19 protein-coding genes are annotated in these 15,575 nt (G+C 37.3%); 5 read left to right on the top strand and 14 right to left on the bottom strand.

Annotation, left to right across the window (positions count from 1 at the left end):
* Positions 1–11: 11 nt before the first annotated feature.
* From NYE73_RS00845 to NYE73_RS00815, 7 genes are read right to left on the bottom strand one after another with little or no spacing between them, the layout of a single operon-like run.
* The gene (locus tag NYE73_RS00845; RefSeq protein WP_048395761.1) at positions 12–380 is read right to left on the bottom strand and encodes a Na+/H+ antiporter subunit G; all 369 of its coding nucleotides are present in this window, start codon (positions 378–380) and stop codon (positions 12–14) included.
* Positions 358–642 carry a Na(+)/H(+) antiporter subunit F1 gene (locus tag NYE73_RS00840; RefSeq protein ID WP_004233151.1) on the bottom strand — a complete coding sequence of 95 codons (285 nt, stop codon included), beginning with the start codon at positions 640–642 and terminating at the stop codon, positions 358–360. Before NYE73_RS00840 ends, NYE73_RS00845 begins: the two co-directional genes overlap by 23 nt.
* Entirely contained in the window at positions 642–1,124 is a 483-nt protein-coding gene (locus NYE73_RS00835) for a Na+/H+ antiporter subunit E (RefSeq protein WP_048395764.1), read from the bottom strand. Before NYE73_RS00835 ends, NYE73_RS00840 begins: the two co-directional genes overlap by 1 nt.
* The gene (locus tag NYE73_RS00830) at positions 1,124–2,629 is read right to left on the bottom strand and encodes a Na+/H+ antiporter subunit D (protein ID WP_259951223.1); all 1,506 of its coding nucleotides are present in this window, start codon (positions 2,627–2,629) and stop codon (positions 1,124–1,126) included. The genes NYE73_RS00835 and NYE73_RS00830 overlap by 1 nt, the downstream gene beginning before the upstream one ends.
* Positions 2,622–2,960: a Na(+)/H(+) antiporter subunit C gene (locus tag NYE73_RS00825; RefSeq protein ID WP_004233143.1), complete on the bottom strand. Its 339-nt coding sequence runs from the start codon at positions 2,958–2,960 to the stop codon at positions 2,622–2,624. The genes NYE73_RS00830 and NYE73_RS00825 overlap by 8 nt, the downstream gene beginning before the upstream one ends.
* A gap of 3 nt (positions 2,961–2,963) precedes the next feature.
* Positions 2,964–3,386 (bottom strand): Na(+)/H(+) antiporter subunit B, encoded by a 423-nt coding sequence (locus NYE73_RS00820; RefSeq protein ID WP_004233141.1) that lies wholly within the window; start codon positions 3,384–3,386, stop codon positions 2,964–2,966.
* Positions 3,376–5,787 carry a Na+/H+ antiporter subunit A gene (locus NYE73_RS00815; protein ID WP_048395768.1) on the bottom strand — a complete coding sequence of 804 codons (2,412 nt, stop codon included), beginning with the start codon at positions 5,785–5,787 and terminating at the stop codon, positions 3,376–3,378. The genes NYE73_RS00820 and NYE73_RS00815 overlap by 11 nt, the downstream gene beginning before the upstream one ends.
* Before the next feature lie 564 nt (positions 5,788–6,351).
* Between NYE73_RS00815 and NYE73_RS00810 the strand changes: the two genes are divergently transcribed.
* Positions 6,352–7,038: a histidine kinase gene (locus NYE73_RS00810; protein WP_036075307.1), complete on the top strand. Its 687-nt coding sequence runs from the start codon at positions 6,352–6,354 to the stop codon at positions 7,036–7,038.
* A gap of 28 nt (positions 7,039–7,066) precedes the next feature.
* On the opposite strand, the gene NYE73_RS00805 is transcribed toward NYE73_RS00810, so the two are convergent.
* Positions 7,067–8,272: an MFS transporter gene (locus tag NYE73_RS00805; protein ID WP_048395769.1), complete on the bottom strand. Its 1,206-nt coding sequence runs from the start codon at positions 8,270–8,272 to the stop codon at positions 7,067–7,069.
* A 102-nt stretch (positions 8,273–8,374) separates the two neighbouring features.
* Between NYE73_RS00805 and NYE73_RS00800 the strand changes: the two genes are divergently transcribed.
* A complete protein-coding gene (locus tag NYE73_RS00800; protein WP_082148191.1) occupies positions 8,375–9,094 on the top strand; it encodes a DUF421 domain-containing protein in 720 nt (239 codons plus the stop codon).
* A 24-nt stretch (positions 9,095–9,118) separates the two neighbouring features.
* Here the strand turns inward: NYE73_RS00800 and NYE73_RS00795 are convergent, their stop codons facing one another.
* A complete protein-coding gene (locus NYE73_RS00795; protein ID WP_048395772.1) occupies positions 9,119–9,823 on the bottom strand; it encodes a CBS domain-containing protein in 705 nt (234 codons plus the stop codon).
* Between the two features lie 175 nt (positions 9,824–9,998).
* On the opposite strand from NYE73_RS00795, the gene NYE73_RS00790 reads away from it, so the two are divergent.
* Positions 9,999–10,769: a MerR family transcriptional regulator gene (locus NYE73_RS00790; RefSeq protein ID WP_319839806.1), complete on the top strand. Its 771-nt coding sequence runs from the start codon at positions 9,999–10,001 to the stop codon at positions 10,767–10,769.
* Positions 10,766–11,419 carry a GAP family protein gene (locus NYE73_RS00785; RefSeq protein WP_259951220.1) on the top strand — a complete coding sequence of 218 codons (654 nt, stop codon included), beginning with the start codon at positions 10,766–10,768 and terminating at the stop codon, positions 11,417–11,419. The genes NYE73_RS00790 and NYE73_RS00785 overlap by 4 nt, the downstream gene beginning before the upstream one ends.
* Positions 11,420–11,458: 39 nt before the next feature.
* Here NYE73_RS00785 and NYE73_RS00780 read toward each other — a convergent pair whose 3' ends face one another.
* The 5 genes from NYE73_RS00780 to NYE73_RS00760 form a co-directional block, all read right to left on the bottom strand.
* Positions 11,459–12,241: an ABC transporter permease gene (locus NYE73_RS00780; RefSeq protein ID WP_103117267.1), complete on the bottom strand. Its 783-nt coding sequence runs from the start codon at positions 12,239–12,241 to the stop codon at positions 11,459–11,461.
* Positions 12,238–13,122, bottom strand: coding sequence for an ABC transporter ATP-binding protein (locus tag NYE73_RS00775; protein WP_048395781.1), 885 nt, complete (start codon positions 13,120–13,122; stop codon positions 12,238–12,240). Before NYE73_RS00775 ends, NYE73_RS00780 begins: the two co-directional genes overlap by 4 nt.
* Positions 13,119–13,322 (bottom strand): PLDc N-terminal domain-containing protein, encoded by a 204-nt coding sequence (locus NYE73_RS00770; RefSeq protein WP_081010918.1) that lies wholly within the window; start codon positions 13,320–13,322, stop codon positions 13,119–13,121. The genes NYE73_RS00775 and NYE73_RS00770 overlap by 4 nt, the downstream gene beginning before the upstream one ends.
* 118 nt (positions 13,323–13,440) lie before the next feature.
* A complete protein-coding gene (locus NYE73_RS00765; protein WP_066038453.1) occupies positions 13,441–13,872 on the bottom strand; it encodes a protein-tyrosine phosphatase family protein in 432 nt (143 codons plus the stop codon).
* Between the two features lie 21 nt (positions 13,873–13,893).
* Positions 13,894–14,841 (bottom strand): carbohydrate kinase family protein, encoded by a 948-nt coding sequence (locus NYE73_RS00760; RefSeq protein WP_054548551.1) that lies wholly within the window; start codon positions 14,839–14,841, stop codon positions 13,894–13,896.
* A 156-nt stretch (positions 14,842–14,997) separates the two neighbouring features.
* Between NYE73_RS00760 and NYE73_RS00755 the strand changes: the two genes are divergently transcribed.
* On the top strand, positions 14,998–15,561 hold the full coding sequence (locus NYE73_RS00755) for a GNAT family N-acetyltransferase (protein ID WP_066038452.1): 564 nt from the start codon (positions 14,998–15,000) through the stop codon (positions 15,559–15,561).
* The last annotated feature ends 14 nt before the right edge of the window (positions 15,562–15,575 follow it).

Below are 15,575 nucleotides of genomic sequence, written 5' to 3'. Positions count from 1 at the left end.
CAGTCCTCCTTCTATTTTATCGTATGCTCTTCAGGGAACAATTTTGACTTTAATTCATCTTCACCAGAGTCCTTTGCTAATGGAACGCGAGAACGATAGGCAGCACGACAAATTAAATGCCCTGCAACGGGTGCTGTCACAAAGACGAAAAGAATACCTAAAATGAGCCGTACACTAACAAAACCGTCATGCACCCAGAAATAGATAAACGCTCCTAACAAACAGGTTAAAACCGATAATGTAGAGCTTTTCGTAGCAGCATGTGATCGTGTATAGACATCTGGTAGGCGAATCATCCCAAATGCGCTAATAACACTCACAATGGAACCTATAAGAATAAGGATAACTGCTGCCCATTCAATCATTTGATTTACGTTCAACAATCACACCTCTTTCTATATATTTTGTAAATGCAATCGTTCCGATAAACGCTAAAATGCCCAAAATAAGAATAGCTTCTAAATATGCTTTAGTCTTCAATATAATAGAGACAATGGCAATAGCCGATAATAAATTAACACCAATTGTATCGAGAGCTATCGCTCGATCAGGCATTGACGGACCACGGATAACACGATATAACGACAGCGCAATGGAAATACTGAAGAAAGCAAGTGCAAGAAGTAATATATTGTTAATCATTAGCGTGTCACCTCCATTATCGCTTGTTCGAATTTTCCAATTGATCGTATAACAGCATCCTTTGACTGTTCGATGTCCATAGCATGAATATAAAAGACATCTCCCTCTTCCGATACCTCCATGACGACAGAGCCAGGTGTTAACGTTAACAGTAAGGCAAGAGCTGTAATCTCCCAATCACCCTCTAATACAGTTTTATATGTGAAAATACCCGGTGTAATATTTAGCTTAGGTGTAGTGATTTGTCTTAATACACTATAGCTTGATAAAAATAGCTCCCAGTTAAACAGCCATAATAACTTGATAATGGAAAAGACTCTCCTCATGTAAAATTGAGTACCATAAAAGCGATGCATCGCATATAGAATACCCATACCTACAACAAAACCCATTAAAAATGTTGAAAATTGTGGTGTCACTTCATCCTGTAGAAGTAACCAAAGTGTTGCGATAAATAAATTTAAAATAAACTGCATCGCCATTATTTATTCACCTCACCTTGCCATTGTTCGCCATCTAAAACTGCATCGATATAGATAGATGGTGTATAAAGTGTTTCAGCCGCATCTGTGACAAATGGTGCCAGTTTTTCTGCCCCAATACCTAACCCAAATGTGCAAACAGCTAGTAATGTTAATGGCAACAATATACGTTTAGGTAAAGGTTTTTCATCCTCTAAGCTAATAATGGTTTCGCCGAAAAAGGAAGAAAGAAATATCCTTAACAATGAATATAAAACAATTAAACTAGAGAAAAACCCTAGACCTAATAGAACGAAATGGCCACCTTCTATCGCACCTTGTCCAATTAAAACCTTTCCTAAAAAACCACTCAGTGGGGGTATACCAGCTAGTGAACACATTGCTATAAAGAACAACCATCCAAAAAAGGGGTAGTTACGAATAAGTCCACTCATCTTATCAATTACTGTTTCCCCAGTGAGATATATCATCATGCCAACAGCTAAGAACAACATAGCCTTAGCTATCATATCGTGCATTAAATAGTAGATAACACCTTGTAAGGCTGACTCTGTGCCTACAGCTAGCCCAATTATTATAAAACCAACGCCAATTAGTACATTGTAAGAGGCTATTGTTCTAACATCACGACCTGAAAGTGCACCGATACAGCCTGCTATAATTGTGAGTCCAGCCATGATGCCCAGAGCTGTGTGTGTGACTTCAGGATTGTTAGGGAACAGCAATGTAAAGGAACGTACAAGTGCATACATCCCTACCTTTGTTAATAAAGCAGCAAATAAAGCAGCAATGGCAGTTGGTGGTACACTATAAGATCCTGGCAACCAGAAGAATAATAAAAGTCCAGCCTTCAAGCTAAAGACGATTAAGAAAATAAGCGCTACTGTTGTAATAAGAGGATTAGCTCCTGCCTCTATTACACGAACTGAAATATGTGCCATATTTAATGTGCCTACCGTTCCATACAGAAAAGCTAGTGCCACTAAGAAAATCCAAGAGGCAACAATGTTGATGAGCACATATTTCAATGCTTCACGTAGCTGAATTTTTTCGCCACCTAAGCTAATCAATGCATAGGAAGCGAGCAACATTACTTCAAAACACACAAATAAGTTAAAAATATCGCCCGTCAAAAATGAGCCGTTGACACCTGCTATCATCAGCAAGGTAAATGGATAAAAATACATTTTTTCATATCTTAGCTCCATTGTAAAAATTGCATATAGCATACAAATGAGGGCTACAATATTTGCAACTAACACTAATAGTGTCGCAAATGAATCGGCTACAAATGAGATTCCAAATGGTGGTGCCCATCCACTAAAATCAATGCGCATCACACCCTGTTCTTGAATCTCTACTAATAAAATGACGCTAATGATAATAATAAAGCTCAATGTCAATAAACTGATGATACGTTGTAGCGTCACATGCTCTTTTAAAAACACCAGTAAAATAGCCGTAATTACTGGTACAATTAATGGTAAAACAATCATATTACTCATCAGGCGTACCTCTCAATTCATCAAAATTCCCTGAACCATTTGTTTTGTACGCGCGATACCCTAAAACGAGAACAAAAGCAGTGACAGCAAAGCTAATCACAATCGCTGTTAATATTAATGCTTGAGGTAATGCATCTGTATATGGTCCCTCTGATTCTCCTAATAACGGGACATCCCCTTTTTTTAAACCTCCCATAGTCAAAATCAGTAAGTGGGCAGCATGAGATAAAACAGCGGTGCCTAAAATAACACGCAATAACTGCTTCGAGAGGATTAAGTACGTCGCAACAGCTACTAATATACCTACTAAAACAAGTATTAAAGACTCCATTGGCTACTCATCCTCACTTATACTTAAAATAATTGTTACAACAACCCCCACCACTGTTAAAGCCACACCTGCTTCAAAAATAGTGACAGTTGAAAAGCCCATTTTCCCAAAGATAGGAACATCTATATACGTATGTGCTTGTGTTAAAAATGGGACATCGAAAAACAACGAACCTATTGCTGTTCCAGTTGCAAGCAATACACCAAGAGCTGCAACCTTTTTAAAGTCGAAAGGCATCCCCTTATGAACAGTTTCAATATCATAGGCTAGATATAACAAAACAATGCCTGAGGCTAACACCAGACCACCTATAAAGCCACCACCAGGAGCATGATGCCCAGCAAAGAATAAATACACGCCGAGTGTTAAAATAATGAACACGACCGCTTTGGTGACGGTCCTTAAAATCACATCATTAATTTTCATGATCTGCTTCCTCCTTTCGTGGCTTAAGCTTTGTCAGAGCATAGACCCCTAAGCCAGCAATTAGAAGAACAACAACCTCTAGCATCGTATCAAAAGCACGGAAATCCCCTAGTATTGTATTAACGATGTTGGAACCGCCAGCCAATTCATAGGCATCATTGAAGTAAGTAGCCACTGGTTCAAAGCGATCATAGTGTACGACGGCTAAACCAACAATAGTTACAGTTGCACCAACAAAAATAGAAATCAATGCTTTTGACCATTGAACCCTTTTACGTGGTAGCTCTGGCATTAAATCTGGCAAATATTTAAAACATAAAAGGAATAAAGCTGTTGTGACTGATTCAACAACTAATTGTGTTAAAGCTAGGTCTGGTGCACGGAAAATAACAAAGAAGAAAGCAATAGAATAGCCTAGTACACCATTTAGCAACATGGCTGTCACCCGACCCTTTGCGAAAATCATCCAAACAGCAGCAAAAATCATGACAAACACAAGGATTAACTCGTAGGATTCTATAGCGGAATCTTTGTCAAAATTAAAGGTCATGGCATCTGACCAAACAAAATAACCAGCGATAAGTGCAACAAAAAATACATATATATAGACAAAATAATGTGTTAAATTACCTGTCATATATTTATTGGTAAGCTTCTGTGAGCCATTTTCACTCATCTCTATCATTCGATTGTAATACGTATTAAACGTATACTTTTGTGAAAATAGACGATAAAGTGGCTTCCAGCTTTTTAATGTTTTAAATAAGATAATTCCAATAATAATGACACCTACTGTCATCAATAACTCTGCATTGATGCCATGCCATGCATGAATATGTGGTGTTAACTCACTTGTAGTTGGGAATGTTGGATAAATACTAGCCATAGCAGGCTCTAAAATATAATGACCTAATATATTAGGGAAGAAAAAGATACCAACTACCAACAAGCATAAAATAATTGGCGATATTAACATGCCAAGTGGAGCTTCGTGTGGTTTTTTATCAATCTTCTCTGGCTGTAGTTTACCCAAAAATGTACGACTAATTAAAATTAAACTATAGACAAAGGTAAAGATACTTGCCACCCATGCTACTATAGGGAAAAACAGCCCTATATCAGCAATAGAGAATGCTTCTACATCACGAATAGCCAATACTGCTGCAAAAAACATTTCCTTACTTAAAAAGCCATTAAATGGTGGCAGTCCTGCCATTGAGAAGCTACCAATCACAGCAATTGTAAAAGTGATAGGCATGAAAGACATTAAGCCACCTAAACGACGAATATCACGGGTACCTACTTCATGATCGACAATTCCAACCATCATGAATAAAGCTCCTTTAAAGGTCGAATGATTCACAAGGTGAAATAGCGCTGCAAAGCTTGCTTGGGTGTAAAGAATCGAGTTTTCCTCATAGCCATAATAATGACCAACAGACCCAAGACCAAAGAGACTCATAATTAAACCAAGCTGACTCACTGTTGAAAAGGCTAATAATGCTTTTAAATCCGTCTGACGGACAGCATTAAAGGAGCCCCAGAATAATGTAACTAGGCCGATAACACTAACTAGCCAGAACCATACTGCCTCTCCTCCAAAAACCGGTGAAAAACGAGCAACTAAATAAATGCCTGCCTTCACCATTGTTGCGGAATGTAAGTAAGCACTAACAGGTGTTGGGGCCTCCATAGCATCAGGCAACCAAATGTGGAATGGAAATTGTGCAGATTTTGTAAAAGCCCCTAGTAAAATTAGAATAAGCGCTGGCGTAAATAAGGTATGATCTCGTATAACCTCTACATTAGCTACAATTTCACGAATACTAAATGTATGAGAAGCTACATAGAGCATTAAGAAACCCGCAAGCATTGAGAGTCCGCCAAAGACGGTAATCATCATCGCTTTTTTAGCACCTGCCCGAGAAGCCTTTCTATGATGCCAAAATGCGATTAATAGGAATGATGACACACTCGTTAATTCCCAAAATGTGTATAATACCATTAGGTTATCTGAAAAAACAACGCCAAGCATAGCGCCCATGAATAGTAATAAATAGCAGTAAAAATGATGAAGAGATTCTTTCGTTGATAAATAAAAAATAGAATATAAAATGACTAAACTACCTACACCTGTAATCAGCAGACCAAAAATCATACTGAGTCCATCTAGGTAAGTTGTGAAATTTATATTAAAAGAGGGAATCCACTCATATGTATGAATAAAGGTTTTACCCTCGGCTAATTGAGGAATATAGCGAGCGAGTAAAAGAAACAAGATGAATGGAACAGATAAAACAAACCAGCCAAGATGTGTGACACGCCTTAGTCGCCTGTAAAGCAATGGAATTAGAGCAGCACAAACAAATGGCAAAAGTATCGCAATGAGAACTGTGACCAAATGAAAACCTCCTACTATCTAAATCATCTAGCAAATTTTTGTGGTGATGGGCATGTAAAGTGCTAAGACTTTAGAAATTTGTTCAAGCTAAGGAACATATTAGATGTATTCTTGAAATTTATTAATGGAATGTGGTGGGGTATTAAAGTGCCTAATTGTTTATAAAAACGGTTATTTTAGTTATTTAGTCACTTCTAACCCGATGCAAGCCTAAATAACTTGTGGAAAATCAGATAATTTATACAGTTACAACTCAGTTAATATCAGCATAATGAAGACACTTGACTATCTATTTAACTCACTGCATAATAGTGTGGCATATGAAAGCAAATTAGCATAGATGCACAGAATGCATAAATTAAATAATCTCTAATTATCGATTTAAGCTTAATCCTTCAAGGGTTTTCCAATACATTTTCGTTAACTTTTATACATTTTTAAGTATACAATATAAATGAGCATAATGCACTGTAACAGCATCGATTTTAGCTGTTTTAGGATAATTTTTTCAAAATCAACAGTGAAATTAACAAAATACCAACAGATAAGAGGTGTACATTTTTTATGAAGCATGTAAAAGGGCGTTTGGATGAAAGTATATTAGTTTGTGTTTATTACGGCTTAAATGGCGAACGTTTGATTCGTCGTGGTCATAAGATGGCCACAATGCTTGATTGCCCACTCTATATTCTTTCAGTCGATTCGCAACCCCTTGATGCATTTGACGCAGAGAAATCTAGTTATATAGAGCAATGGAAAAAGTTATCAGATGAACTTGAGGTTGAAAAATTTATTTTGCAAGATAATGAAAAACGCCCCATACAAAAGGTTATTGCAGAGGTCGCGAAGAATTATAGTATTTCACAAATTATCGTAGGGCAAAGCGCACAAAGCCGTTGGGAGGAAATCACTAAAGGTTCGTTCTTAAACGTACTGTTAAAGGAAGTCCCTTTTGTTGATTTTCATATCGTAGCTGTTCAACGCCCAACCGATGATGATGCAAATGAAACATATGAAAAAGGAGTACGTGCTTACTTAATTAAAGAACAGGAGAACTTTAAAGTAGCATTTACATGTCCTAAGTATGTATCGATTGAAGGTATATTCTTCAAAGAAATTGGCACAGATTTTGACAATGGCATCTTTAAATTTACTTACAACGATAAAATGCATGAAGTTCATATTTCAGAGGGCTATGTAATTGATCAGGAAAAATTGCCAGCAGAATTTTTAGCTCCATTAAGACAATAAAAAAACGCGTAGATACGCGTTTTTTTTATTAGACAGCAGCTGAAGCAGGTTTATCTTTCGGTAAGAAGAAGGCAACTAGTAATAATAAAGGTAATAATGAAACAACAATCATTGTAAAATCAATGCCTTTATGATCCATTAAAACGCCGATAACCATTGCCCCTATTGCGCCCATTCCAAAAGCAAATCCTGTTGTTAAACCTGCCATGGTGCCAATTTTTGTTGGGACTAACTCTTGCGCATAGACCACCGTTACGGAGAAGCTAATCATAATCAACGTACCAATAATAACTAAAAATATCATAGCCGCCCATAATGGTACATATGGCAATGCTAAACAAAATGGCATAGGGCCAACTACAGAAAGGATAATGACATTTTTCCTACCAATACGGTCTGATAAAGAACCTCCGAAAAAGGTACCTACTACACCAAATGCCATGAAGGTGAATATTAATATTTGCCCTAGTCGAAGGCTGACCTCATAGTGATCCATTAGATAAAACACATAAAAACTTGTTATATTTGTTGTATAAAATGATCGTGCAAAAATAATTGTAAATAATAATGTTAATGCGATTCCTACTTGTTTCTTTGTTAATGGAGGCAATGTTGAGACGAGTACACGCTTTTTCTTAGTTGCACGCTCCTGCTCCAATTGTTTTTTATACCATGTAGCAATTTTACTTAATAAAATGATACCAAACGTTGCAATTACTAATATGATCGCAGCCCCACGTTGCCCTAAAATATCAAAGATATAAGCACTAATTAATGGTGCTAGTGCTTGCCCTGAATTTCCCCCCACTTGATAAATTGACTGCGCAAGTCCTCGTTTAGATCCAGCTGCCATAAAGGAAACTCTCGATCCCTCAGGGTGAAAAATAGCTGACCCGAAGCCTATAAATAATACCGCAATAATAATAATCCAATACTGCGTTGTGAACGCTATAATAGCAATCCCTATAAATGAACTAATCATACCGATAGGTAAAGCATAAGGCATTGGTTTTTTATCACTGATAAAGCCTACCGCAGGCTGCAATGCAGAAGCAAATATGTTTAATACAAAAGAAATCATTCCAATTTGTGTAAAGGTCAATCCTAATTCACTCTTAAATATCGGAAACATCGCTGGGATAACAGCTTGCATCGTATCATTTATTAGGTGAGCAACACCGATTGCAATCATTATTGGATAGATTGGATTGGTTACATTTAATTGTTTATTCATGTTGCCACCTCACTCTTATTTTGTTTAAACATGATTGTCGCATACTATCGACCATTTTGCACAAGCTATAGTTCGACAGCTGTAAAAGGAGTTGATATATGCATGGAAAGCTTTATTCATGCTCACTTTTGGGAAATGATTCTACGAACAACACTTTCGTTTTTTGCCTTACTAATTCTGGCACGTCTACTTGGTAAAAAACAATTAGGCCAGTTAACGTTTTTCCATTACATTACAGGTATTACATTTGGGTCGATCGCTTCAGAAATTGCCTCTCAGGAAGAAACACCTTTTTTAGATGGTTTGATTTCTCTCGTTTGGTGGAGTGCTTTAACGTATTTGATGACCGTTATTACGATTAAATCTAAAAAAGCTCGCGTTCTCATTGATGATAAACCAACAATTGTTATTCAAAAGGGTCTTATATTAGAATCAGCACTACAAAAAAACCGTCTTCATCTAGATGAGCTTACAATGATGTTACGTGAACAAGCCATTTTCTCCGTACAGGACGTTGAGTATGCTTTACTAGAAACAAATGGAAAGCTCAGTGTGCTACAAAAAACCTCTGAACAAGTGGCTACAAAGCAGGATGTTAAAGCCGATGTATCACCACCTACCTACCTTCCTACTGAAGTTATTTCTGATGGTCAACTTATTACCGAGAATATTGTTGAACTTGAGCTGACAGAAGACTGGGTAATAAAGAAATTGAAAAAGCAAAATGTGCATTCTGTAGAAGAAGTTTATTTTGCTCAAGTCCAAACAAATGGTTCCTTGTACATCAGCTTAAAAGATAAAGCGAGACATTCAAGCCCTTAATTGCTTGTCTAGTCTCGTTTTTTGTTAATCAATTTTGACAATATCTAAGGGCGTAATAATACCGAGTAATCTTTGATGTGGTTGACCATGCTCCGTTATTAATAATGCCTCAAAGCGTCTCCCTCTTTCGACTCCTTGTTTAAATATTTCCTCAGCCTCATAGATGGATATCGTTCTACTGACAAATTTGTAATTCACTCTATTTTTCTCATGCAATAAGATATCATGCAGTGTTGGTATTCTTTTCGGTAAATGATCACCACCCATCTTTGACGCAAGCCAATTTGTGATTCCTACTGTTGTGATGAGCCCCTTAAACTGCTTATTATAATAAACAGGAAATTGTGTATATTTGCGCTGACGTATCACTTTTAAAACATGTTTTAAAGAATCATTTTCTTGAAAAATCAATACTCTTTTACGGAACATTTGCCCCACAAGCGTTGGCTTAGCAAGGGTAGCATCTATGTATTCAATTCGTTCTACAACATCAGTATGTGGCTCTGCAATCACATAATGTAATGATGTACGATGATGAACAATCGCATTTCGTAAGTCCGCATATGAGCGGAGATCATCTTCATATTTCTTCACCAAGACATCCTTTTTCTTTGCTTGATCAATCAGCCGATAAAAAGGCATAAAATCCTTCGCACCTACAATATCTCTCAGTCTATGATCTATTCGATTAAACGCTGTCAGGAAACGATCGGAATTTTCAGTTCCCACTTTTCATGTCCCTTCTTTCTATAGTAGTCTATATATTTTCCGAGTTATTTGACAAATTTCGAGTTACACACCCATTATATTCCTAAGTTATAGAGATTCCAAGAAAGGAGTTTTACAATCCCTCTTGAAAGTGACGTTACGTCATTTTATATAATGTCATTAACAGAGAGGAGGAGTGATTACCTTGCTTACGATTCACAATGTATCAAAACAAACTGGCATTTCTGTTCGAACGTTACGTTACTATGAGGAGATCGGCTTGTTACTTCCTATAGCAAAGACTGAGGGGGGACATAGGATATACGGAGAGAACGAACTCAAAACGTTACAACAGATTGTATTTTTAAAGGCATTGGGCTTCAAGTTGAAAGAAATTCAGACGCTTATCAATAATTCATGGAACTGGGAAGCAAGTTTAGACCATCAGTTAGCTTTTGTAGCAGAAGAGCAAAAGAAACTACAGCAAATGAAGAACACTATTCTTGGATTAAAGAATGCTTCGTCTATCGAAGGTGGGTTGACAGAGTCCCTTATCCAAAAGTACATTAAGCTTTCAAATCAAGAACGAGATAATAAGCAAGCCTTCCGCCAGCAGATTTTTGCAGCTACAGAAATGGAACTATTTAGAAAATTACCCAATTTAAATAAAGATGATCCTAATTCTTTAGAGTGGATTGGTTTATTAGGTCAATTAAAGCAGCTTCATAAGGAAAGCCCTGAAGCCGATTCCGTGCAGTTTATTATTAAACGAATGATGGAAAAAGCCGAGGTAGAATATAACGGAAATGATGAATTTTTAGAGAAGATGTGGACGATAAGAAAATCTACTTATAAATCTGAACAAATAGGATTATATCCTTTAGAGGAAGAATTTCTACATTTTATAGAGCAGGCTTTTCATGTTTATGAAACAAAAAAACAGGCGTTAGGAAAGTCACAATCATGAACATAGAAATGTTGCTACTGATTGGTACCTTAGCTTTGTTAGACATGTTTAGTCCTTCTATAATTGGTGTATCCGTCTATGTATTGCTTGTGGCTAAAAAACAGCAGATCCGCCTTTTATTAACCTATTTAATGACTGTTGGGTTGTTTTACTTTAGTACTGGGATTTTTTTAATGTTAGGTCTAGGTGTCATATTCAACCCTATTTCTAATTTGCTAGATAGTTACTCAGCTCGATTAATCATGACCATGGTAGGGGGAATTTTATTTATTGGCAGTTGGTTAGTTCCAAAAAGAAAGGCAAATGGATCCCCTAAACCAAAATCTTTACATGTCAGCTCTATGGTAGCTTTAGGTTTCACAACTTCTATTTTAGAAGTTGCAACCGCTCTTCCTTATTTCGCGGCAATAGGTATTTTAACGAGTAATGAAATAGTGTTTTATGAATGGTTACCTTTATTGGCAGGATACAATTTAGTAATGATTGCACCAGGGATCATCCTACTATGCTTACATCTATTATTCCGCCGATTTATGAATAAACCTTTAAGAAAAATTCAAACGCTTTTTGATCAAAGAACAAGCTCGACCCTTTCTTGGATTATGTTCTTTGTAGGATTGATTTTGCTTATAAATGGTAGGATGATTTAAAATAAAAAACGGTAAAAATCCATTTTTACCGTTTTCTCTTCAGATTTTTGTCATAGACGCATTTCTTTTCATCATCACGATACCAATGCCGATGCAGATAATTGTCAATGCTAGCGTAATGACTAAGCTCCACCAGTAATCTGACATCTCTATTGTTCCTCGAAATTTTGCAATTCCGTAGCTTGCTAGTTTCCACGGAGATATTGTCCAAAAGATTCCTATAATCATATCGATAATTTGCCCAACAAAGATCACTGTAAATGCACATGTTGTAGCAATAACTGTTTTAAAGCTGGCACTCATCATTAACGTAACAGCTATCACAAATAGCAACCAAATATAGTACGTAGAAAAGCTTACTAACAGTGCACCCACGTCCAACGTTCCATATAGAATAGTTGTATAATAGACACTTGCACCAAACCCAGCTAAAATACTAACAAAACAAATGGTGCTCATAACAACAAATTTACTCAAAAAATATGCGCCAAATGAAATAGGCCGAGCATATAGTAGTGTTGCCATACCATTAGCACGTTCCTTACTTATAGCTCCTACAAACGAAGCCATCATCACCAACAAGCCAATTGTTTGAAATTGCCCGATAGAAGCTTGAATTAAATCCAGTGGCATTAATTCTGGCATCAACATTTCAAAGCCCTCTGGAACATTTCCAACAGCATTTAAAATATCCATCATATAATAGTTTGTTAGTGGATCACTCATTCCAAGCAAAGCAAACACTAGAGGAATCCATAGAAACTTCCAACTCCGCCATGCTTCTCTAAATTCCTTTTGCAGAAGTACATTGAATCCTCTCATGCCTTTTTCGCCACCTTCATGAAAATTTCTTCCAAAGATGCTGTCTGTCGCTCTACCTTTCTAATTGTATAAGGACATTCACTTAACCGTTGAAGCAACATTTTCATCGTCGGCTCTTCATTCACGATCTCAATATACACATTACAACCTATTACATGATTAGAGGAATTTGCAAAAAGCTTAGCCTCTTCTTCACTGCCAAATTCAATGACATAATTTTGCTCATCAAAACGTTGCCGTACTTCACGTAATGTTCCCTGCTCTACTAGTTTTCCATTTTGCAAGAATAATAGTTGATCTGTCATTTCTTCAGCATCATTTAAAATATGCGTTGAGTATAAAATAGTCGTCTCTTGCTGTAGTCCTTTTAATAAATCAAGTACTTCTCTACGGCCGACTGGATCTAAAGCTGAAACAGGTTCGTCTAATAGCAGTAATTTAGGCTTATGCACTATTGCTTGGGAAATACCCAGTCGCTGCTTCATTCCACCTGAAAAAGAGGCTATTTTTTTATGTTGGACGTCCCCTAACCCTACAAATTCTAAGGTTTTTTGTGCTTCTAATTTAGCCTTTTTGGCTGCTACACCATTCAATTTTGCAGCCATTTCTGTAAACTCTAACGCAGTTAACCAAGGATGAAATTGTGGATATTGGGGTAAAAAACCTATATTCGCACGTAAATCATTACCTAGCATCTTTACATTTCCAGCAGTCGGTCTTAAAAGCCCCGTTAACATAGATAAAGTGGTTGTCTTGCCAGCTCCATTTGGACCAATTAAAGCCGTAGAAGTTTTTTCCTCTAAGTTAAAATGAATAGCATCTACAACTTTGTGCTCTGCAAATTGCTTGGTCAAACCTATAACTTGAAGTAAAGTTGTCATGACTGCTTTCTCCCCACTATAAAGTACGCAATTGATCCAAATAGATTAGCAAAAAGAATAATAAACACCCAAAGAATTTTAGGGCCGTTTGTTGCATGAATTTTTCGTAAATCAATAAGTGCTACAATCATCAAAATAATTTGAACGATGATGAGCGGTGCTATTACTGCCCATGGAACTTTTGCTAATTCCTCCATCATACAGATCACCTCATTAGTTGTTATACATTAACTATAACAACTTTGTTCTAATATGTATAGAACAAAGTATCTCTTACATCATAAAAAAAGATGTACCTTAATTAGTACATCTTCTCAATTATTTATAAAGTTTTTGCAGCGCGTCTTCCATTTTAGGGCGTATCGTCACCACTGGACGAGCTTTTTTGACAGCTGCCTGTGCTGCTTCTAATGAATCAGCCATACCCAACTCCATTAATATAGCAGTAGCTGCAACACCTGCACGTCCACCACCACTTCCACAGTGGACATATACTTTCTGCCCTGTCTCAAAGGCTATAGCAACTTCTTGCGCGACTTGTTGGATGGATGATGCTACCTCACTATCTTCATCTGCTATAGGCATATGTTTATAAGAATAAGGAACTGTCTCCTGGTCTTGAGGGGATAGCCCTTGAACACGAACATCTATCACAACATCAACGGATTCTTGTGTAAATGCAGCCTCTGCATCTTTTGCACCGCCAAAGAACAGTTGATCCTTTACTAAAACATCGTAGTCTTTCCCCATATTCTCCACGCCTCACATGTTTTATTTTAGTAAATGCTTAATATCCTCATAATATGGTAGAGCCGTTAAAGCACCTGCTTTTGTTGCGGCAAAAGCTCCTAATTTGTTGCCAAAGCTTGTACAACGCACTAGTTCTTCTTTTGTTGTAGGTAAACCATTGTAATGGACATCACGTAGGACACCTGCCATAAATGCATCTCCCGCACCTGTTGTATCCACAGGCACTACTTTCTCAGTAGGTACATGGATAACTTCACCATTAAGGACTGCATAAGTCCCGTTTTCTCCTACGGTAATTAAAATAATAGGCACTAAATAGCTATTTAATTGCTCGATACCTTCTTCTAAGCTACTTGTCTCTGTCAGGAAGAATAGCTCATCATCCGTCACCTTTAAAATATCGACATCCTCGAAAAATGATGTAATCGTATCTCGACAAATTTCTTCACTGCTCCAACGTAAAGGACGAATATTTGCATCCATTGCAATAATCGCACCCTTGTCCTTAGCCATTTCTACTGCTGCTCGTGTTGTAGCAAGAGCTGTTGGATGGAACATTGTGCCTGAACACACCGTTAAAGCAGAGGCATGCTTAAAAGCTGCTTCATTTAGCTGTGATGGTTCAACTTGTAAATCAGGTGTTTCATCAACATAATCCTTAAAAATTCGCTCACATGCTTCTGTTAGATGCACATATACACCACTTACTCGTTTTGCTGGATCAAATACGGCATAATCCAGTTTCACACCCTCTTGGGCAAGCCCATCTCGCACAAATTGCGAGCCCTCGTCATCCCCCGTAATTGTAATTAATGCGGAAGGCGCACCAATGCGGCTAATACCCGCTGCAACATTGACCGTTGCGCCACCCATATATTTAGTAAATGATGTGTTTGTTACATCATCAGCAATATAGTCAATAAAAGCATCTCCATAGACTAATATAAAATCCTTCTCTTGCTTTGTCATGATAGTCCTCCTGAAAGTCTAGTCATTATAGATTAACACGAAAATTGTCATTCTATAAAGGTTTTTACTTTTGGGATTTCTTTATGAGCGGATGGATAACTTGAGTCATCCCCTATCTTTGTTATACTTGCCTATAGAAAGGTAGGGATTATCAAAATGAGTATTACAATTCGACAAGCGCAACCACAAGATGCCCATGCCGTTGTGCCTTTAATTATCGACGCCATTGGCGATATTGCTAATCGCTTAACTGGTGAGCAATCAACGGAGGCTGTTATACAAGAGCTGACTGTTCTTTTTCACCAAGAAGACAATCGACATTCTTATTTAAATACTTTTGTCGCTACTGAAAATGAACAGATTTTGGGGATTCTCGTTTATTATCACGGCGAACAAGCCGTTCACATGGACGCTAACCTTGTTAAATGGCTTGAAGCAAAAAATGCGCCATCCATTGTTATTGACCAAGAAGCCCATGAAGATGAGGCTTACATTGATACAGTTTGTGTTGCACCAGCTGCACGTGGTAAAGGAATCGGAACATTGCTATTACAATTTGCTGAAGAGCTGACAAAGCAGCGTGGCTATACAAAATTATCTTTAAATGTTGAAACCCAAAAAGAAGAAGCTCGCCGTCTTTATGAACGACTAGGCTTTGTTATTACGGAGCCTTGGTCAATTATTGATGAGCCTTTTCACCATATGGTTAAACAGTTTTAGGAAGTGAATAACTA

The sequence above is a fragment of the Lysinibacillus sp. FSL K6-0102 genome, assembly GCF_038003545.1.
In the GTDB taxonomy this organism is placed as follows: Bacteria; Bacillota; Bacilli; order Bacillales_A; family Planococcaceae; genus Lysinibacillus; species Lysinibacillus capsici.
This window is presented reverse-complemented; position numbering and strand designations above follow the sequence as displayed.